Here is a 19,184-nt window from a genome sequence, read left to right on the forward strand (position 1 = left end):
TAATTGCGATTCCAGGTTTTATTTGCGAATCTCTGTTCTTAATTGCGATCCCACGTTTTATTTTGCCATTCCCAGTTATTATTTACTACATCCGACATTCTCAATTCAACTAAAAAAACCATGGTACACACCATGGTCTAATGAAATATTCTTAAACTAGATTGAATGCTTTCAACTGATCCGTCTATGAAATACATTAATCCGTAATATACTAGGATGATTAAAATAACAAATAAAAGTGCTTTAAAGAAACTTTTGAGGATTGTAAACAAAATTACACCAGCGATAAGGATTAACACGATTGTAATTATGTCCATATAGCGACCTCCTCTAAATTCTTTATAAGAACCCGTGTAATTAAGTATATTCACTCTAAGAAGTTATTATTTTAATAATTAATTCTATCAAAAAAAAATGCCTCCTTTATGGAAAAGGAGGTTAAAGATTTGCTTATTTACTTTCAATCATAATTGTAATTGGTCCCCAGTTTGTAAAGGTTACATCCATATCTGCACCAAAAATGCCTGTTTGTACTTCGTATCCTTGTTCGCGTAAATATGAATTAAAATATTCGTATAATTCATTTGCGATTTCTGGTTTAGCTGCATCTGTGAAGCTTGGACGTCTACCTTTTCTCGTATCGCCATATAAGGTGAATTGAGAAACGGATAGAATCTGGCCACCAACATCATTTAATGAAAAATTCATTTTTCCAAGTTCATCTTCAAAAATTCTTAGGTTAACTGCTTTGTCAGCACAATATTTAACATCTTCTATAGTGTCTTCATGCGTTATTCCGACTAACAATAATAACCCTTTAGGTATTTGACCTACTACTTGTCCGTCCACTACGACTTTTGCCTCTTTTGTGCGCTGTAATAATACTTTCATAAGTGGCACCTCCTATTAGTGGAAAATACGTCTCACAGAGTAAATGTCTGGAATTTGTTTAACTTTATCCACTACTTTTTGCAGGTGGTTTATATTACGAATAGACAAACTCATTGTAATAGTTGCCATTTTATTTCGATCATTTTTTCCTGTTACTGAAGAGATATTAGTTTTTGTTTCATTTACTACTGAAAGAACTTCATTTAAAAGACCACGACGATCGTAACCGAAAATTTCTATATCGACGTTATAATCACGTTCAAACGTAGGGCTTTCTTCCCAATCAACTTCAATAAAGCGATCTTCTTCACTATCATTTAACATGTTAACACAATCGCTTCTATGAACTGAGATTCCTCTACCTTTTGTGATATATCCAACAATATCATCACCAGGTACAGGATTACAGCATTTTGATAAACGGATTAATAAATTATCTACACCTTTTACAGAAATACCAGCATCTTTACGACGTGATGGAGCTTTTTTAAGATCCGAAGAAAGTTCTTTTAATCGGTCTTCTAGTTCAATTTCAGTACGTTTACGGAATTTATCTGTTAAACGGTGAGCAATCTGTGTTGCAGTAATTCCATTGTATCCAACGGCTGCATACATATCTTCTGCATTAGAGAAATTAAATTTCTCTGCGACGCGTTTTAAATTTTCAGACGTTAATACTTCTTTTAAATCACATTCTAAAGCTTTAATTTCTTTTTCAACTAATTCCTTGCCCTTTTCAACATTCTCTTCTCTTCTTTGCTTTTTAAAATATTGACGTATTTTATTTTTAGCATGTGAAGACTGAGCGACCTTCAACCAGTCTTGGCTAGGTCCATACGAATGCTTCGATGTCATAATCTCAACGATATCACCGGTTTTAAGTTTATAATCAAGTGGTACCATTTTTCCATTTACTTTTGAACCAATTGTTTTATTTCCGATTTCAGAGTGAATTCGGTAAGCAAAATCGATTGGAACAGATCCTAGTGGTAATTCAAAAACATCACCTTTTGGAGTAAATACAAAAACCATATCAGAGAATAAATCCATTTTTACGGATTCCATGAACTCTTCTGCATTTGTAGAATTATCTTGCCATTCGATAATTTCACGGAACCAACTTAATTTATTTTCTAACGTTTTTTGTGAAGGAAAATTTGCATTATCTTCTTTATATGCCCAGTGTGCTGCAACACCATATTCAGCAATTTGGTGCATTTCTTGTGTACGAATTTGTACTTCTAGTGGTTCACCTTTTGGTCCGATTACAGTCGTATGAAGAGATTGATACAGATTTGCTTTTGGCATTGCAATATAATCTTTAAAACGACCTGGCATTGGTTTCCAGCATGTATGAATAACGCCTAAAACAGCGTAGCAATCTTTAATACTATTAACAATCACACGTACGGCTAATAAGTCATAGATCTCGTTAAATTGTTTATTCTGCTTAGCCATTTTATGATAAATGCTATAAATATGCTTAGGACGTCCAGAAATTTCTGTTTTAATTTCCACATCTTCAAGTTGAGTTGAGATTTCGTTTATAACCTCTTCTAAATATTGCTCGCGCTCTGCTCTTTTTCGCTTCATTAAGTTAACGATTCGATAGTATTGTTGTGGATTTAAATAGCGTAATGCCGTATCTTCAAGCTCCCACTTTACTTTACTAATTCCTAGTCGATGAGCTAGCGGTGCAAATATTTCTAACGTTTCATTCGCAATTCGCATACGTTTTTCTTGAGGTAGGTGTTTTAACGTTCTCATATTGTGAAGGCGATCGGCTAATTTAATTAATATTACTCTCAAGTCCTGTGCCATCGCTACAAACATTTTGCGATGATTTTCAGCTTGCTGTTCTTCCTTCGATTTAAACTTGATTTTACCTAACTTTGTTACACCATCTACAAGCATAGATACTTCTTTGCCAAAATGGTTCTCTAAGTCCTCTTTAGATACTTCTGTATCCTCTACTACATCATGAAGAAACCCAGCACTTATGGTTGTAGCATCCATCTCCAAGCCAACAAGGATACCTGCTACTTGAACCGGGTGTATAATATATGGTTCACCTGACTTACGAAATTGCTCACTATGTGCGTCACGAGCATATTCATAAGCACGTTTAATAAACGCCACATCATCTTCTTTTAAATAATGGGTCGCTTGCTCTAAAACCTGTTCTGCTGTCAAAACTTGCTCAGTAGCCATCTAATCACCTTAAATCATTATTTCTTCTATTATCATGAAAATTTCGTTTTTTGTAAAGCAGGAGTCGTCAAATTTCATTTTTTTTTGCAGATCTTTGATAGAAAAAGAGCACTCTGATTAATCAGAGTACCCTGTTTGGATAACATTATCATATGCTAAAAATTAATATGTCATTAGTGTAAATATATCATAGCCTTCTAATTTTTTACGACCTTCTAAGTAAGAAAGCTCAATTAAGAAAGCAATTCCTACTACAATTCCACCTAATTCTTCAACTAGTTTGATTGTAGCTTCAATCGTACCACCAGTAGCTAATAAATCATCAGTGATCAGAATACGTTGACCTGGTTTAATAGCATCTTTATGCATTGTTAACGTATTTGTACCATATTCTAAATCGTAGTTGAAGCTAATAACTTCACGAGGTAATTTACCTGGTTTACGAACAGGTGCAAAACCTATTTCTAAAGCGTAAGAAATTGGACATCCAACGATAAATCCACGAGCTTCTGGTCCAACTACTAAATCAACATCTTTTTCTTTCGCATAAGCTACGATTTGATCAGTTGCTTCTTTATAAGCTTTTCCATCATTCATTAATGATGAAATATCTTTAAACTGAACGCCTTCTTTAGGCCAGTCCGGTACGATCGTTATATAATCTTTTAAATTCATTAAATAAGTGCCTCCCCATTTTCGGAAAAATGACTTTTCATATTTTGAAAAAATGTAGTTAACTCATCACATTTTGAGTACAGAAACAAACGTTCTAGTTCAATACTAGCTAATTTTTTTGCATACGTATTAGATAAAGAGAGATCTTTCTTCTCAGTTTGTGGCAACAAACGAATTTTTCCATCCTCTATTGTAACAAATTCTAAATCAAAAAACACCTTTGTCATAAAATCGACTTGTTCTTTTTTCCATCCCATCTTACGACATAATGCCACTTCATACATGTTCATGTCAAATGGATTGGTATTTGCTAAGATTGAATAGAATTTTTTAAAACTTTCTCTACTCGGAATTGGTGAAAAGAAATGTAATTCTTCTTGATTAAAAATTAAGTAGATTCGTTCTGATAAACCTTTTCGAAAAACCTCTTTCAAATCATTTTCAGAATTAGGTAAATCAAGTAAGATCACATAATTATTTTGTATATTAATATCTAAGTTTAATACATCTTCATATGCAACAAACATAGAAATAGGATATTTAGTCTTTAAATTTACATATTCATTTGATGATTGATGTAAAAATATAAATTTTTCTTCGGTATGAGGTAAAGTTAATCGATGTGGCTCTTGACCTCTTAAATCAAATAACTGCCAATGATTTACTTTAATATCATGAATCATTAACTGTGGCTTTCGTTTACCATTCCATTCGTTAATAGAAGCCATTCCTAAGCAGGATATCTTTGATCCACTTGCAATTTCATTAGCAACATGTCCAAATCCAAACCCTACAGCATCAAGGAATGTAACGTCATCTTTTAGTTGTACTTTAAGATGTGCACCTTCATTACCGATTTGTTTAATATTTAGAGCATCAACCTCGTTTATTTCTAAAACAGGTTTTGGATTATGCATACCAAAAGGTGCCAGCATATTTAATTCATTTATAAATGAGATTGAAACTTCACTAGCCTGACAGTTTAAATCGACTTCTTTTAATGGGATAAAATCTTCATCTGTCATAATTAGATCTGCATATTCATTTAAACGATGTCTTAATAGCTCGACATCTTCAATTGCCAATGTCATACCAGCAGCAAGTGTATGACCTCCAAAATGAGGTAAAATATCTTTACATTTTGTTAAGTTTTCAAAGAGAGAAAAACCTTCAATGCTTCTAGCTGAACCTTTTGCTATTCCTTTTTCATGATCAATACTCAGAACAATTACTGGTTTGTAAAAGCGATCAACTAATTTCGAAGCAACGATTCCAACTACTCCTGCATTCCAGCCTTCTTTTGCGACAATAATCACTTTATTTGAACAAGATGAATCAAGTTCGTTTACTTGTTTAATTGCCTCTTCTGTCATACGTGAAACTAATTCTTGTCGTTCCTTATTTAGGATTTCAATTTGCTCTGCTCTTTTTTTAGCAAGTGCTCTATCATTTTCTAAAACTAAGTCTACTGCAGGCTTAGCATCACCAAGTCTACCAACTGCGTTAATTCTAGGACCAATTGCAAATCCAATTGTTTCTTCCGTAATTGAATCCGTTGTAGTTCCACTAATTTCTAAAAGAGCTCTTAGTCCTTCACGCTGAGTTTGCTTCAGTTGTCTTACACCCTTTTTTACGATTAAACGGTTTTCATCAACTAATGGTACTAAATCAGCAACCGTTCCAATCGAGACTAGTTCCAAATATTCCTCTGGCTCCCTACCTAATAATGCGGAAGCGAATTTAAACACAACTCCTACACCTGCTAATTCTTTAAAAGGATAGCTAGGACTTAGCTTCGGATGAATTATTGCAATAGCGTTTGGTAATTCCTCTGGTGGTTCATGATGATCCGTAATAATTACATCCATACCTAGTTCATTTGCAAATTTAACTTCCTCAGCCGCAGAAATACCTGTATCTACAGTAATGATTAATGAATAACCTTGTTCGTTCGCCCATTTAAATGCATTCTTATTTGGACCATACCCTTCGGCAAAACGATTTGGTATATAAAAATCTACTTTTGCTTCTAGTTCGATTAATGTTAAATACAATACTGAAGTACTGCTAACTCCATCTGCATCATAATCGCCAAAAATTAATATTTTTTCATTTTCTTCAATCGCTTGAAATACTCTGTCAATTGCAACATCCATACCCTCTAATAAAAACGGGTCATGAAAGCTCATTTGATCTTCATATAAAAACTTACTTGCTGCATCTACTGTATTAAATCCACGAGTAACAAGTAGCTTTGCTAATAGAGGGGAAATCTGTAATTCTTTACTTAATAATTGCTCTTCTTGGTGATTCGATAATTTCGGTTTCCAACGTGCTTTTGACTTTAACAATACTCTCACCCCTAACTGTACTATTATACTAAAGTAAACTTATTGGATGAAAGAGTTATTTTTATCATTATATGGATTAATATGGACAAAAACATTTTCCACATCTTTTTGTTCCATTAACTTTTCTTTAACATTTTTACCGATCTTATGTCCTTCTTCAACCGTTATATATGGATCTACTGAGACTTTTATATCAATTATGACGTAATAGCCGTGTTCCCTTGCATAGAGAGAATTTATCTCTTTAACACCTTCTACGTTCCTAACGGTTTCTTTATATGGTTCAATATCTTCTTCATGAAGGACATGATCCATTGTCGTATGTATTGATTCTGCTCCTATATCCCAAGCCATTTTTAAAATCATAATTGCAACAATAAGTCCAGCCGCAGGGTCTGCATATAAAAGTACTGGCATATTAAATTTAGTACCTAAAATTGCAATACCAATACCAACCATAGCTGCAGCAGATGAGTATACATCAGAGCGATGTTCATATGCATTAGCGATGATTGCGTCACTATTTAACCTTTTCCCTAAAGCATATTTATAGCGAAACATCCATTCTTTTAAAAATATTGATATAAAAGCTGCTAATAAAGCGATTAACTCTGGTGGATGAACTGGCTTAAAAAACGCGCTTATAGAGGATTTAGTTATTTCAATTCCAACGATAAATAAAAGTACGGCAACAATAATTGCAGCGATTGATTCAGCTTTACCATGGCCATAAGGATGATCCTCGTCCGGTGGCATTTTAGCAGCTCTTAAACCAAATAAAACCGCGATCGAACCGACCACATCTGACGCTGAATGTACTGCATCGGCCATTAACGCTTTACTATTTCCAATATATCCGATAATTGCTTTAACAATTGCTAGAAGTAAATTTCCATATATTCCGATATAAGCCCCTTTCTTGGCTTCCTTATAACGCTCTTCCTGTTCCATATACTTTACCTACTTCCCTTTTTCTTACTCTAAAAAATACACTTATCATTATTAACACATTATATTAGTATCTTCAAATCATAATGAATTTAATACAAAAAAGAGTATAAGCATGAGCTTATACTCTTTTCAATTTATTTAGCTTCTTCAACATCGATTACTTGGTTTTTATCAAGTTGGCGACCTTTAATAAATAACCAAATTTGTGAAGCGATAAAGATTGAAGAATATGTTCCAACAACTAAGCCTATTAATAATGCAAGTGAGAAGTTAAGAATTGCATGACTTCCGAATAAAAGTAATGCAAGTACTGCTAATAGTACAGTAAGAACTGTTTTAACAGATCGGCCTAAAGTTTGACGAATTGATTCATTTACAACTTGTTTCAATTCTTCTCTAGAACGTATTTTCTTCTTAAGCTTCATATTTTCACGAACTCGGTCAAATGTAACGATCGAGTCATTAATCGAATAACCGACAATCGTTAGAACCGCTGCGATGAACGTTATATCTACTTCTAATCTAAAAATACTAAATACTACAACAATGAAGAAAGCATCATGTAGTAGGGCAATTACTGAAGCAATCGCATATGAGAATTGGAAACGTAATGATACGTAAAGAATAATACCTGCTGATGCGATAATTAATGCTTTAATAGCATTAGCTGCTAATTCTCTACCAACAACTGGATCAACAGTACTTACGTTTGGTTCTACCCCAAATTTAGCTGTAAAATCCTTTTTCAAATCATTAATCTGATCTTTTGTTAATACACCTTTAAATACGATTGATCCTGTTTTTGCATCATTTGTAGAAACAGTAATACTTTCAGGCTTCAAGTTCATTTTTGAAATTTCATCATTAACAACTTGTTTTGTAACTGCTGATTTTGATTCAAATGTTACACGCGTACCACTTGCAAAATCAATTCCTAAATTTAATCGGAAAATAGAAAGTATAATAACCCCGACTACTACTGTAACAATTGAAAAATAAACAAATTTTCGTCCAACGCTTACAAAATCGACTTTATCATATTTTGTAGGAGGGTGTGCTAAGTTATGATTTAAACCAAGAATTTCACTTTGTTTAATACCAAACCATGTTTTCTTATTATTTAAGTAACGACTTTGAACTAATAAAGAAAGTAATAAACGAGTACCGAATACTGCAGTTAAAAAGCTTACTAAAATACTAACAATTAAACTTGTTGCAAATCCTTTTACTGAGCTTGTACCGAATGAAAACAATACTACAGCAGCAAGTAGAGTTGTAATATTAGCATCAAAAATCGTTCCAAATGAACGCTGATTACCTGCACGATACGCTGACGCAACTGATTTTCCTAGTTTAAGCTCGTCCTTCAATCTCTCAAAAGTGATAATATTATTATCAACCGCAATACCAACACCAAGTATTAATGCCGCAATACCTGGTAGTGTTAATACTGCATTCATGCCGTCAAATACAAGTAATGTTACGTAAGTATAAGCCATTAACATGATGCTTGCGATTAAACCTGGTAAGCGATAGAAATAAAGCATAAATAAGAAAATAACTGATACACCAATAATTCCTGCAAAAATTGTTTCATGCAGAGCATCTGTACCAAATTTTGCACCGATTGATGTTGAATACATTTCTTCTAGGTGTACTGGAAGAGCCCCTGCATTTAATAGATCTGAAAGTTCTTTTGCACTTTCAACTGTGAATGTAGAACCAACAATAGAAAGTGAATCGTCGGTAAATACTTGATTTACACTAGCTGCAGATAAGAATTTAGGCTTTGCTTTTGCAGATTCCTTTTTGAAAGAGTCTTCTCCTTCTTTGAAATCTAACCAAATAACCATCATATTATTTGGAGCACCCATTTTTAATACTTTACTTGTAACATCTTTAACCTTAGAAGCATCCTTAAATGTGATTGATACATTTGGTTTGCCCATTTGGTCAAATGTTTGCTTTGAAGCGCCTTCTTTTAAATCCGCTCCAGTCATTAGCACCTTATCATTTACGTCACGAATTGTTAAGTTCGCTTCCGTAGAAAGAATATCACGTGCTTTAGCTTGATCTTTTACACCAGCTAATTGTACACGAATACGATCTTTCCCTTCGATTTGGATGTTTGGTTCACTTACTCCTAATACGTTTACACGTTTTTCAAGAGCTTTTGCTGTACTTACTAAAACATTTTTGTTAATTTTGTCGCCTTTCTTGATCGGCTTAACTTTGTAAAGTACCTCAAACCCGCCCTGTAAATCCAGACCAAGCTTAATATTTTTCGCGGTACCAAATACAGTTGTGCCGATTACTGCTGCTAATACAGCAATAATTAAGAAGAAGGCAACAATTCTGTTACGCTTCACCATGTTGTGAATTTCCTCCTCTAACTAGTTCAAGTTCTAGTACGAATATGGTATGTTTTCATTCTTATATTATACAAATGCAATTTTTTTATTGTCAATTAATGGTTAAACTGACTCCCCAAACTGCCAAGTAGGTGATTTAAATGCTTCGATTCGAATATAATTCATATAATCGTTTACAGTTAATGAGAGTATGTCTTCTACCAGTTGAAAAAGCTTTGGTTCGTCCTCTTTCTTTCGCCATAAGGTTCTTTCGAGGCATTCCCATAAGTCATCCTCACTGACAGTATCGAATCCAAGCATTCTAAATTCATCCAGTTTACTTTCAATTACTACCTGTAGCTGTGGTTTAAATTCTGCAGCTTGTTGATGAAAAGTCGACATACTCTTCCCCCCTAGTTTTCTGTATTTTTAGAAAAATGATTTTAGACCTTCACATTCATTTCCTAGATGTTGAACTAACTTGTCATGCTTGCCTACATTTCTAGCATATATATAATTGTAAATCATTCTAGGCTGTTTGAGAAGGTGGTAAAAGTAATGACAAAGCAAACGTTTTTAAGAGGAACGTTTTTTTTACTTATTGCAGGGCTCATCACAAGAATATTAGGATTTTTTAATCGTATTGTTGTAGCAAGAATTATGGGTGAAGAAGGCGTAGGATTATTTATGTTGGCAGTACCAACACTATTTTTGGTCATGACGCTAACACAGCTCGGCCTACCAATTGCCATCTCAAAATTAATTGCAGAAGCAGTTGCTCAAAATAGACAAGATCGGATAAAAAAGATTCTAGCTGTTTCAATGTCAATAACTGGCATATTAAGTATTATTTTTACTACAGCAATGATCTTTTTATCTCCTTTTATCGCTAAAAACTTATTAACGGATGCAAGGACTATGTACCCATTAATTGCCATCGCTCCGGTTGTTCCAATTATCGCAATCTCATCAGTTTTACGCGGATATTTTCAAGGCGTACAGAATATGCGCCCTTCTTCCTTTTCCCAAGTTATTGAACAAGTTGTTCGTATAGTACTAGTTGCAGTTTGCACTAAAACTTTTTTACCATATGGAGTTGAATTTGCCGCTAGTGGCGCCATTATCTCTTCTGTATTAGGAGAATTAGCTTCTTTAATTTATATGCTTTATGTTTTTAAGAAAGAAAAAAATGCGAAGTTCATTTCAGGATTTAAGAACAATATTAAAGATGGAAGAAAAACGCTTAGCGACCTATTAACCATAGCATTACCAACAACTGGAAGTCGTTTAATTGGTTCTATATCAATGTTTTTAGAACCAATCGTTGTCTCACAAAGTTTAGCGATTGCAGGGGTAACCGCAGCTGTTGCAACTAAACAATATGGATTACTTGCAGGATACGCTTTACCTCTATTACTTTTACCAGCGTTTATTACTTATGCACTATCTACTTCACTTGTGCCAGCGATTAGTGAAGCAATGGCCAAAAAAGATCGTGTAACAGTTGAAAGAAGATTGCAGCAAGCACTACGATACTCAATGATTGCTGGTGGTTGGTCCGTTGTCATTTTATACGTATTTGCTTCACCGATTCTAACACTAATGTACAAAAGTGACCAAGCTACGAATTTTATATTACTTTTAGCACCTTGCTTTATTTTTTACTATTTCCAAGGACCACTACAAGCTGTATTGCAGGCACTTAATCTTGCAAATTCAGCTATGATTAATAGCTTTGTCGGTTCAGTCGTTAAAATCGCTAGTATTTTATTACTAGCTACAAATCCAAAGTTCGGTATAAACGGTGTTGCCTTAGCTATGAATATTAGTATTGTAACGATAACAGTTCTTCACTATTTCACTGTTTTAAAGGCGATCAACTTTTCAATTTTTGTTAAAGATTATGTTTATTGTTTAATCATTTTAGGAATTTGTATTTATGTCGGAAAATTCATCAAAGAATATGTAGTTTTTTCATCTTCATTATTAGTACAAACCTTAGCAAGTATTTCTGTAGTTACATTAATGTATATCTTATTAATTCTATTATTTAACCTAGTTAAGAAAGATGAGATCATCCGAATTCCATTCTTTAAAAAGTTAATTACAAGATAATTGACAATAGAATAGCCCAAAACAAAACCACAAAGTACTTAGTGTACTTTGTGGTTTCATGCTGTTGAAGAACAATCTTGTCAATTAATGATCAAATTTTCGTAAAAGGAGTAATCAAATAGCCTTTACTTAGAGTACCATAGCAATTATTTATTAATCAGTTTGTAGGTCAATTGATATTGAACATTAATTTATAAACTAAACAATTGGATTTGTTTTTCTAAAAATCAGCTCAAAACCAGAGTGTTATCTCTATATTTTTGCATCATTCATCTTTCTTATCAAAAAATAATTCTCCGCCTCGTAAACTGCAATAAGATACTTGCTTAAAATCATCATAACCATGTTTTTTTAACTCTTCTAATAACCATTGTTTATCTTTATGATACTGATTTAAATTATCTTCTTGTACGATACCATCTAATATTAATGGAAATGTGAGTGAACTATAATTTATGTCACCGTTTATTTCTTTTTTAAATATTGATAATTTTCCTGTAGGCTCTAGTAATGCATAATCAACATCTCGTACATCGCCGATATCCTTCTCTCTAAGTTGGAGTAATAGGTCGTCAAACGTGTATCTCTGTTTTTTCATCTCTTTCTCTAAAACTTTACCTTTACTAATGATTAATACAGGATGTCCATCTAATATTTTTCTAAATTTAACACTTTTTAGCGAAATTAAAGAAAAAATGATTTGGATAACGACTATTAAAAACATTGGATAGATTACTTTTATGATCGGATCATCATGGTTTTCGATACCGATGGCTGCTATTTCAGTTAACAATATATAAACGACTAAATCTAATAAACTTAACTCTCCTATTTCTCTCTTACCCATTAACCGAAAGAAAAATGCAATAATTAAATAAATTAAAATGGTACGAATCGTCATAGAACCTAATTCCATTTTACTTACCCTCACATCCAAAACTTGTTGATTTAAAAAAACATGTTCTTCAGTTATCACTTAATACCTGTAAATATGAGTCCAAATACAACTAATTTTTCATAAAGAAAATAATAGTAGAATTTTGTTCATAATTTTACTAATTCTAATTGCTCTATAAGTATTCTAAAAATTCATCTCATGAATATGCTTGTATTAAAAGAGTGTACAAGGGGGAATATGAATGAAAAAAACAGCTGTAGCTGTCTCTTTTGGCTTTTTAACTATTCTATTATTAGTATTGTCAATTAGTTTGATTTTATCATTATTACTTAAACTAACTTCACTTACAGAAGCAAGTGTTACAACAACAACACTTATCCTATCATTTATCGTTATGTTAATTGGTGGTTTTGTTACAGGAGCGAAAGGGAAAGAAAAGGGTTGGATTCTTGGATTATTAACGAGTGGAGCGTATTCTATTTTTGTATTTTTTGTACAGTTTCTTGGCTATGACCGAACTTTTTCACAGGAACAAATAATGTATCATGGGATCTTTTTAGGGGTTTGTATGTTAGGGTCAATTTTTGGAGTGAATGCAGCAAGTAATAAATCTTATAATAAATAATCAGACATCAGACTGTTGAAAACGCTCGCTTTCTTCGTTGCTTCGCTGCCTGCGCGGTGCTCATTACCGTCTAAGGTAACTTCGCGCCTCGAAAGACAAACGCTTGCAATCAGTCTGATAATCAACTTTTTTTGAGTGTTTTAAATTCCTTGAGACTTAATTTGAATTTCTTGTAAAATAAACAAAACGCTAGTTTCCAAAATGGAACTAGCGTTTTTTACGTTACAATTATTTTTAAATTAAGCTTGTGTTCTTGTTTCACGTATTGCGCTTTTTTCAAATACCATACGTGATCCATCAGCAGTTTTTAAAGTAATTGTATTATTTTCTTCGTTAACAGCATCAACTAAACCGTGTAATCCACCGATTGTTACAACCATATCACCTTTGCTAATTCCAGCTTGCATATTAGCAGTTTGCTTTTGACGCTTTTGTTGTGGACGGATTAGTAAGAAGTAGAAAACTATAAACATTAATATTAGAGGTAAAATCCCCATTAAACCATTACCCATCTTAATCTTCCTTTCAATATGTAAATTTTAGAAGTTCCTAGCGTTCGGCTTATTAAAACCGTATTGTTCAAAAAACTCTTCTCGGAAATCACCTAAACGGTCTTCGCGGATTGCTTGGCGAACTTGTTCCATTAATTGTAACAGAAAATGTAAGTTATGGTAAGTAGTCAAACGCATTCCAAACGTCTCTTCGCATCGAATTAAATGACGGATATATGCTCTTGTGTAGTTTTTACATGCATAACAATCACAATTAGGATCAAGTGGAGAATAGTCTTCTGCATATTTTGCATTCTTAATCACTAATCGACCTTCACTAGTCATACATGTACCATTTCGAGCAATACGCGTTGGAAGTACGCAGTCAAACATATCCACTCCACGAATTGCACCATCAATTAATGAGTCAGGAGAACCTACTCCCATTAAATATCTTGGTTTATCCGTTGGTAGGAAAGGTGTCGTAAATTCTAAAACTCTATTCATTACATCCTTTGGTTCACCAACTGATAATCCACCAATTGCATAACCTGGGAAATCTAAAGAAACTAAGTCTCTTGCAGATTGTTTACGTAGGTCTTCGTATTCTCCCCCTTGAACAATTCCAAATAATCCTTGATCTTCTGGTCTTTGGTGAGAATTTAAACAACGCTCTGCCCATCTGCTAGTTCTCTCAACTGAACGTTTCATATAATCATACTCAGCAGGGTATGGTGGACACTCATCAAACGCCATCATGATATCAGAACCTAATGCATTTTGAATTTCCATCGCCTTTTCAGGTGAAAGGAATAATTTATCGCCATTTAAGTGATTTCTGAAATGTACGCCTTCTTCTTCTATTTTTCGGAATTGACTTAAGCTAAATACTTGGAATCCACCTGAATCTGTTAAGATTGCACGATCCCAGTTCATAAATTTATGTAAGCCACCAGCTTTTTTAATAATCTCATGTCCAGGTCTTAACCATAAATGGTAAGTATTACTTAAAATAATGCCTGATCCCATTGCTTTTAAATCTTCAGGAGACATTGTTTTAACAGTGGCTAAAGTTCCAACAGGCATAAATGCTGGAGTTTCAAATGAACCATGTGGAGTATGGACAATTCCTAGTCTCGCACCAGTTTGCTTACATGTTTTAATATGTTCATAACGAATTGCTGTCATTTTTCGATTCCTTTCAATTCTTAAAGTATTAACATTGCATCGCCAAAGCTAAAAAAGCGATATTTTTGATCTACTGCTTCTTTATAAGCAGATAAAACTGGTTCTCTACCAGCTAAAGCACTAATTAGCATAATTAGAGTTGATTTTGGTAAATGGAAGTTCGTAATCATCCCGTCAATTCCCATAAATTTATATCCTGGGAAAATGAAGATAGACGTCCAACCACTAGACCCTTCAAACTTACCGTTATTAGCTGTAGCAATCGTTTCAACTGTTCGTGTAGAAGTTGTTCCAACAGTAATGATTCTACCACCGTTTGTTTTCGTTTCATTTAACAGTTTAGCCGTTTCATCAGACATATAGTAGTATTCCGAGTGCATATCATGTTCTTCAATGGACTCTACACTTACTGGTCTAAATGTACCTAATCCTACATGCAATGTAATAAATGCTAACTTTACACCTTTTTCTTGAACTTTAGCTAAGAGTTCTTTTGTAAAATGTAAACCTGCCGTAGGCGCCGCCGCTGAACCAATTTCTTTTGCAAATACAGTCTGATAACGATCTTTATCTTCTAATTTTTCTTTAATATATGGAGGAAGCGGCATTTCACCTAGTTGGTCTAAGATCTCATAAAAAATCCCATCGTATTGGAATTTTAATTTTCTTCCACCTTGATCACTAGAACCTACACATTCTGCCTTTAATCTTCCATCTCCAAATAAAATGATTGTACCTTCTTTTACTCTTTTAGCAGGCTTAACTAATGTTTCCCATACATCCTGCTCTTCTTGTTGAAGTAATAATACTTCAATTTGGGCACCTGTATCTTCTTTCACACCAAATAATCTAGCAGGCATAACTTTTGTTTCATTTAAAACTAAACAATCGCCCTCTTGTAAATAATCTAACACATCTGGAAACTGTTTATGCTCTACATTACCAGAGTCTTTATGTAATACCATAAGTCTCGATGCTTCTCGGTCCAACAAAGGAGTCTGAGCAATCAATTCTTCAGGTAAATCAAAATCAAATAAATTTACATCCATTTCTATACACCTCATAAATTTCAGGAGTAAGGACAAAGGGAAGTTATCTCAATTCCCTTTTCCAAACTCTATTTATTCCTACTCATTTATTTTCTCCCAAATAGTGAAAATATAAGTGAAAGTAAAATACTTATGATAATACATGTTATAATCGGAAAATAAAACGATACATTTCCTTTTTTTATAAAAATATCGCCCGGAAGTTTCCCTACAAATCGAATAAACAATCCAACAACTAATAAGATAATTCCTAACGTAATTAAAACTTTAGACAAATCAATCATTGCTCCGCACCTGCAACCCGAAATGTTTGTATGTTAAATCAGTAACAATTCGTCCCCTAGGAGTCCGCTGAAGAAATCCAATTTGAAGTAAATATGGCTCATATACATCTTCAATCGTTTGTGATTCTTCCCCGATCGAAGCTGCAATCGTATCAACCCCAACAGGACCGCCTTTAAATCGCTCGATAATAGCTAGTAACAATTTATGATCGATATGGTCTAGACCTGCTTCATCTACCTGCATTTGAATTAAAGAGTCTTTAGCAATGGCAAAGGTAATGATTCCACTCCCTTGAACTTGAGCAAAATCTCTAACCCTTCGTAATAAACGGTTTGCAATTCGGGGAGTACCTCGAGACCTTCTAGCTACCTCTAAAGCAGCGTCATTTTCAATTTCCATTGCAAATAACTCTGCTGTTCTTTTAACGATCAATGCTAGCTGTTCAACTGTATAAAATTCTAACCGATTTAATACTCCAAAACGATCTCTAAGAGGTGAAGAAAGGAGACCTGCTCTAGTTGTTGCACCTATTAATGTAAATGGTGGTAAATCAATTCTTACCGACCTAGCAGTTGCATCTTTGCCAATTACGATATCAAAGAAAAAGTCTTCCATTGCTGGGTAAAGTACTTCTTCCACTGTTCGAGGCAGTCGGTGAATTTCATCGATAAATAATACATCACCTGGTTGAAGTGAAGTCAAAATAGCTGCCAAATCTCCAGGACGCTCAATCGCTGGTCCTGAAGTCGTTTTGAAACCAACACCTAGTTCATTCGCAATAATCGCTGCTAACGTGGTTTTACCTAATCCAGGAGGACCGTATAATAGAACATGATCTAAGGACTCATTTCGCATTTTTGCAGCTTCAATAAAAACTTGCAAATTCTTTTTAACTTTATCTTGCCCTATATATTCCCTTAATGATTGAGGCCTTAGTGAAAGCTCTTGATCAAATTCCTCGCCACTACTTTCACTTGATAAAATTCGGTCATCCATTTTCATCACCTCTTAGCTTGCAATAGTAATTGAAGTGCTTTTTTAATATATTCATCAGTTGAAAGTTTTTCATTCTTTAATAACGGTACGATCTTTTTAACTTCTTTTTCCGCATAGCCTAATGCTTTTAAAGCTTCAATTGCATCATCTAATGAAGATGCTGCACTTTCTTTCTCTTCAATAGCATCTAGGTCAGTAAATAAATCGACTTGAACTGCCCCAAAGACTTTTTCAAGTTTACCTTTTAAATCAAGGATCATCTGTCTTGCTGTCTTTTTACCAACACCAGGAAATTTTGTTAAAAATACTTCGTCCTCTTCTTCTATTGCATGAACAATTTGATTTGGCTCTCCAGTCGCAACAATTGCCAAGGCACCTTTAGGACCGATTCCTGACACACTTAACAATTTTTGAAATAAAGTACGTTCATCTAGTGTTTTAAAACCATATAACATCATAACATCTTCTCTTACATAATGATGAGTATAAACTTTTAAGATTTCATTTGAAGGTCTAAAAACATACGGATTAGGTGTAAATAATTGATAGCCCATTCCATTATGATCAATTACAATATATTCTGGTCCAACCCATTCTATCTTTCCAATTATGTATTCGTACATGGTTTTCTCCCCTTTTTACATGTATTCCATTGTACCATAGATAGAAGAAGGAAAAAAATAGCCGGCTGTCGAAAATAAAAATTTTATACATATGATTTAATTAAATAATTTATATAAAAATGACTAATAAATATAGCAAAATTTTAAAACTCGATACTTAAGAAAATCCAAAGGGAGGCTATTCGATTTGGACATGTTTCCAATTCTAACTACAGAGAGACTTTATTTAAGAGAAATTAAAGTCACTGATCTTAATCGAATGTTCAATATTTTATCAAGAGAAGATGTCACCAAATATTATGGACTCGATGCACTAAAAAATAGTAGTGAAGTATTGGACGTAATTCATTATTTTAGAGAAATGTATGAAACGCGCAATGGCATCCGTTGGGGAATGATTGATAATGAAACAAACAAATTAATCGGAACATGTGGATTTAATGCCTACCAAGAACGAAACAAAAGGGCAGAAGTTGGCTATGAGCTACACCCAGACTATTGGAGAAAAGGTTTTGCGACAGAAGCTTTAAAAGCATTATTATCATATGGTTTTGATGTACTCCAACTAAATCGAATTGGAGCAATCGTTTATCCAGAAAATCTCCCTTCCCAAAAACTCCTTGAAAAAATAGGATTTACGAATGAGGGTCTACTACGAGAGTATTTAATACAAGGAAGTATAGCGCATGATACTTATGCTTATTCATTTTTGAGAAGTGAATGGGAAAGAGCCCAGGAAACGGAAGTTCGAGATAGAAAAAATGACTTGAACCAAAAAAACACAAAAAATCCACAAGGAAAATAAATCATCTTTGTGGATTATTTTTTATATTTAGATAGTCGTTACCGTTTGACCACAGGCGAATTCCGAAATTCAATTTACGATTCTTTCATACTCTTTTAAGTAATGTAATAGATAATCGTAATGATCTTTGGTTGAAATTTTAATCCCTTTCTCAAGCTTCTTTTGTTTATTTACTTCTAATTTATTCGTATCTATTTGAAAGAAAGATTCAATAATATTATTACCACTTGGCACCCCAATATATAAATTCAAAACGCCATTTGAATTTATTCCTAAATAACCTTTCGCCTTTAAGGTAGGTGAAAGATCATTTATTTTTTTCATTAATACGATTTGATCATCATTTTCTTCTATGACTTTCCAACCCTTAAATTCTTTTTTTACTTGACGCAGGGTTTTGTGTTGATTAATATAAATTTCCTCAATCACTTCACCGTTTATATATACTTTATGTAAAATGATTGTAATCCCCTTTTTGTTAGAACTATGATGAATATCATTATGAGCTGCCAATGTTTCAGTTTGTGCCGGTATTAATAAAGCTAGTAAACAAACAAATACTAAAACGAACTTTTTCACAAACATCCACTCCTTTAGACAAAATCATACAAGCTTTTTTAGTTTGACCATTCCTTTTATCTTTATCCAAGATGATTAAAAATTTTATATGTAAATGGCC

At 33.5% G+C, this 19,184-nt stretch carries 19 protein-coding genes; 3 read left to right on the top strand and 16 right to left on the bottom strand.

Translation table 11 applies throughout. From position 1 onward, the window contains the following. Window positions 1–137: 137 nt before the first annotated feature. The 8 genes from CN514_RS10845 to CN514_RS10880 form a co-directional block, all read right to left on the bottom strand. A complete protein-coding gene (locus CN514_RS10845; RefSeq protein WP_097978435.1) occupies window positions 138–317 on the bottom strand; it encodes a hypothetical protein in 180 nt (59 codons plus the stop codon). 133 nt (window positions 318–450) lie between these two features. Further along, window positions 451–891 carry a D-aminoacyl-tRNA deacylase gene (gene dtd / locus CN514_RS10850; protein WP_098232588.1) on the bottom strand — a complete coding sequence of 147 codons (441 nt, stop codon included), beginning with the start codon at window positions 889–891 and terminating at the stop codon, window positions 451–453. A gap of 15 nt (window positions 892–906) precedes the next feature. Then, on the bottom strand, window positions 907–3,102 hold the full coding sequence (locus CN514_RS10855) for a RelA/SpoT family protein (RefSeq protein WP_098232589.1): 2,196 nt from the start codon (window positions 3,100–3,102) through the stop codon (window positions 907–909). 162 nt (window positions 3,103–3,264) lie between these two features. Continuing rightward, entirely contained in the window at window positions 3,265–3,777 is a 513-nt protein-coding gene (locus CN514_RS10860; RefSeq protein ID WP_098232590.1) for an adenine phosphoribosyltransferase, read from the bottom strand. Further along, window positions 3,777–6,128 carry a single-stranded-DNA-specific exonuclease RecJ gene (recJ, locus tag CN514_RS10865; RefSeq protein ID WP_098232591.1) on the bottom strand — a complete coding sequence of 784 codons (2,352 nt, stop codon included), beginning with the start codon at window positions 6,126–6,128 and terminating at the stop codon, window positions 3,777–3,779. Before recJ ends, CN514_RS10860 begins: the two co-directional genes overlap by 1 nt. A 39-nt stretch (window positions 6,129–6,167) precedes the next feature. Next, the gene (locus CN514_RS10870; RefSeq protein ID WP_098232592.1) at window positions 6,168–7,079 is read right to left on the bottom strand and encodes a cation diffusion facilitator family transporter; all 912 of its coding nucleotides are present in this window, start codon (window positions 7,077–7,079) and stop codon (window positions 6,168–6,170) included. A gap of 134 nt (window positions 7,080–7,213) precedes the next feature. After that, window positions 7,214–9,451 (bottom strand): protein translocase subunit SecDF, encoded by a 2,238-nt coding sequence (gene secDF, locus CN514_RS10875; RefSeq protein ID WP_098232593.1) that lies wholly within the window; start codon window positions 9,449–9,451, stop codon window positions 7,214–7,216. Window positions 9,452–9,553: 102 nt separating this feature from the next. Next, on the bottom strand, window positions 9,554–9,832 hold the full coding sequence (locus CN514_RS10880; RefSeq protein WP_098232594.1) for a post-transcriptional regulator: 279 nt from the start codon (window positions 9,830–9,832) through the stop codon (window positions 9,554–9,556). Window positions 9,833–9,988: 156 nt separating this feature from the next. Here CN514_RS10880 and spoVB point away from each other — a divergent pair, with 156 nt between their 5' ends. Continuing rightward, window positions 9,989–11,545 (top strand): stage V sporulation protein B, encoded by a 1,557-nt coding sequence (spoVB, locus tag CN514_RS10885; RefSeq protein WP_098232595.1) that lies wholly within the window; start codon window positions 9,989–9,991, stop codon window positions 11,543–11,545. Between the two features lie 265 nt (window positions 11,546–11,810). Here the strand turns inward: spoVB and CN514_RS10890 are convergent, their stop codons facing one another. After that, the gene (locus CN514_RS10890; protein WP_098232596.1) at window positions 11,811–12,461 is read right to left on the bottom strand and encodes a DUF421 domain-containing protein; all 651 of its coding nucleotides are present in this window, start codon (window positions 12,459–12,461) and stop codon (window positions 11,811–11,813) included. A gap of 223 nt (window positions 12,462–12,684) precedes the next feature. Here CN514_RS10890 and CN514_RS10895 point away from each other — a divergent pair, with 223 nt between their 5' ends. Beyond that, complete coding sequence (locus tag CN514_RS10895) at window positions 12,685–13,068, top strand: TIGR04086 family membrane protein (RefSeq protein WP_069035161.1); 384 nt, start codon at window positions 12,685–12,687, stop codon at window positions 13,066–13,068. A 239-nt stretch (window positions 13,069–13,307) separates the two neighbouring features. Here CN514_RS10895 and yajC read toward each other — a convergent pair whose 3' ends face one another. From yajC to ruvA, 6 genes are all read right to left on the bottom strand, one after another. After that, window positions 13,308–13,580 carry a preprotein translocase subunit YajC gene (yajC, locus tag CN514_RS10900; protein WP_286133825.1) on the bottom strand — a complete coding sequence of 91 codons (273 nt, stop codon included), beginning with the start codon at window positions 13,578–13,580 and terminating at the stop codon, window positions 13,308–13,310. 27 nt (window positions 13,581–13,607) lie between these two features. Further along, on the bottom strand, window positions 13,608–14,747 hold the full coding sequence (tgt, locus tag CN514_RS10905) for a tRNA guanosine(34) transglycosylase Tgt (RefSeq protein WP_098232597.1): 1,140 nt from the start codon (window positions 14,745–14,747) through the stop codon (window positions 13,608–13,610). Window positions 14,748–14,767: 20 nt separating this feature from the next. Continuing rightward, on the bottom strand, window positions 14,768–15,796 hold the full coding sequence (gene queA, locus CN514_RS10910; RefSeq protein ID WP_098232598.1) for a tRNA preQ1(34) S-adenosylmethionine ribosyltransferase-isomerase QueA: 1,029 nt from the start codon (window positions 15,794–15,796) through the stop codon (window positions 14,768–14,770). 86 nt (window positions 15,797–15,882) lie between these two features. Continuing rightward, on the bottom strand, window positions 15,883–16,080 hold the full coding sequence (locus CN514_RS10915) for a DUF2905 domain-containing protein (protein ID WP_098232599.1): 198 nt from the start codon (window positions 16,078–16,080) through the stop codon (window positions 15,883–15,885). Continuing rightward, window positions 16,073–17,077 (bottom strand): Holliday junction branch migration DNA helicase RuvB, encoded by a 1,005-nt coding sequence (gene ruvB, locus CN514_RS10920; protein WP_098232600.1) that lies wholly within the window; start codon window positions 17,075–17,077, stop codon window positions 16,073–16,075. The genes CN514_RS10915 and ruvB overlap by 8 nt, the downstream gene beginning before the upstream one ends. Window positions 17,078–17,082: 5 nt before the next feature. After that, window positions 17,083–17,700 carry a Holliday junction branch migration protein RuvA gene (gene ruvA / locus CN514_RS10925; RefSeq protein WP_056472609.1) on the bottom strand — a complete coding sequence of 206 codons (618 nt, stop codon included), beginning with the start codon at window positions 17,698–17,700 and terminating at the stop codon, window positions 17,083–17,085. Window positions 17,701–17,893: 193 nt separating this feature from the next. Between ruvA and CN514_RS10930 the strand changes: the two genes are divergently transcribed. Further along, window positions 17,894–18,505 (top strand): GNAT family N-acetyltransferase, encoded by a 612-nt coding sequence (locus CN514_RS10930; protein WP_098232603.1) that lies wholly within the window; start codon window positions 17,894–17,896, stop codon window positions 18,503–18,505. A gap of 69 nt (window positions 18,506–18,574) precedes the next feature. Here the strand turns inward: CN514_RS10930 and CN514_RS10935 are convergent, their stop codons facing one another. Then, the gene (locus CN514_RS10935; RefSeq protein ID WP_176525871.1) at window positions 18,575–19,084 is read right to left on the bottom strand and encodes a BofC C-terminal domain-containing protein; all 510 of its coding nucleotides are present in this window, start codon (window positions 19,082–19,084) and stop codon (window positions 18,575–18,577) included. Window positions 19,085–19,184: the final 100 nt, after the last annotated feature.

Origin of the sequence: Bacillus sp. AFS001701, from assembly GCF_002559405.1 — a bacterium.
In the GTDB taxonomy this organism is placed as follows: Bacteria; Bacillota; Bacilli; order Bacillales; family Bacillaceae_G; genus Gottfriedia.

Bases quoted from the DNA above. Each gene is read 5' to 3' on its own strand.
- CN514_RS10845 (WP_097978435.1), bottom strand. From the start codon at position 317: ATGGACATAATTACAATCGTGTTAATCCTTATCGCTGGTGTAATTTTG.
- dtd (WP_098232588.1), bottom strand. From the start codon at position 891: ATGAAAGTATTATTACAGCGCACAAAAGAGGCAAAAGTCGTAGTGGAC.
- CN514_RS10855 (WP_098232589.1), bottom strand. From the start codon at position 3,102: ATGGCTACTGAGCAAGTTTTGACAGCAGAACAGGTTTTAGAGCAAGCG.
- CN514_RS10860 (WP_098232590.1), bottom strand. From the start codon at position 3,777: ATGAATTTAAAAGATTATATAACGATCGTACCGGACTGGCCTAAAGAA.
- CN514_RS10870 (WP_098232592.1), bottom strand. From the start codon at position 7,079: ATGGAACAGGAAGAGCGTTATAAGGAAGCCAAGAAAGGGGCTTATATC.
- secDF (WP_098232593.1), bottom strand. From the start codon at position 9,451: ATGGTGAAGCGTAACAGAATTGTTGCCTTCTTCTTAATTATTGCTGTA.
- CN514_RS10880 (WP_098232594.1), bottom strand. From the start codon at position 9,832: ATGTCGACTTTTCATCAACAAGCTGCAGAATTTAAACCACAGCTACAG.
- spoVB (WP_098232595.1), top strand. From the start codon at position 9,989: ATGACAAAGCAAACGTTTTTAAGAGGAACGTTTTTTTTACTTATTGCA.
- CN514_RS10890 (WP_098232596.1), bottom strand. From the start codon at position 12,461: ATGGAATTAGGTTCTATGACGATTCGTACCATTTTAATTTATTTAATT.
- CN514_RS10895 (WP_069035161.1), top strand. From the start codon at position 12,685: ATGAAAAAAACAGCTGTAGCTGTCTCTTTTGGCTTTTTAACTATTCTA.
- yajC (WP_286133825.1), bottom strand. From the start codon at position 13,580: ATGGGTAATGGTTTAATGGGGATTTTACCTCTAATATTAATGTTTATA.
- tgt (WP_098232597.1), bottom strand. From the start codon at position 14,747: ATGACAGCAATTCGTTATGAACATATTAAAACATGTAAGCAAACTGGT.
- queA (WP_098232598.1), bottom strand. From the start codon at position 15,796: ATGGATGTAAATTTATTTGATTTTGATTTACCTGAAGAATTGATTGCT.
- CN514_RS10915 (WP_098232599.1), bottom strand. From the start codon at position 16,080: ATGATTGATTTGTCTAAAGTTTTAATTACGTTAGGAATTATCTTATTA.
- ruvB (WP_098232600.1), bottom strand. From the start codon at position 17,077: ATGGATGACCGAATTTTATCAAGTGAAAGTAGTGGCGAGGAATTTGAT.
- ruvA (WP_056472609.1), bottom strand. From the start codon at position 17,700: ATGTACGAATACATAATTGGAAAGATAGAATGGGTTGGACCAGAATAT.
- CN514_RS10930 (WP_098232603.1), top strand. From the start codon at position 17,894: ATGTTTCCAATTCTAACTACAGAGAGACTTTATTTAAGAGAAATTAAA.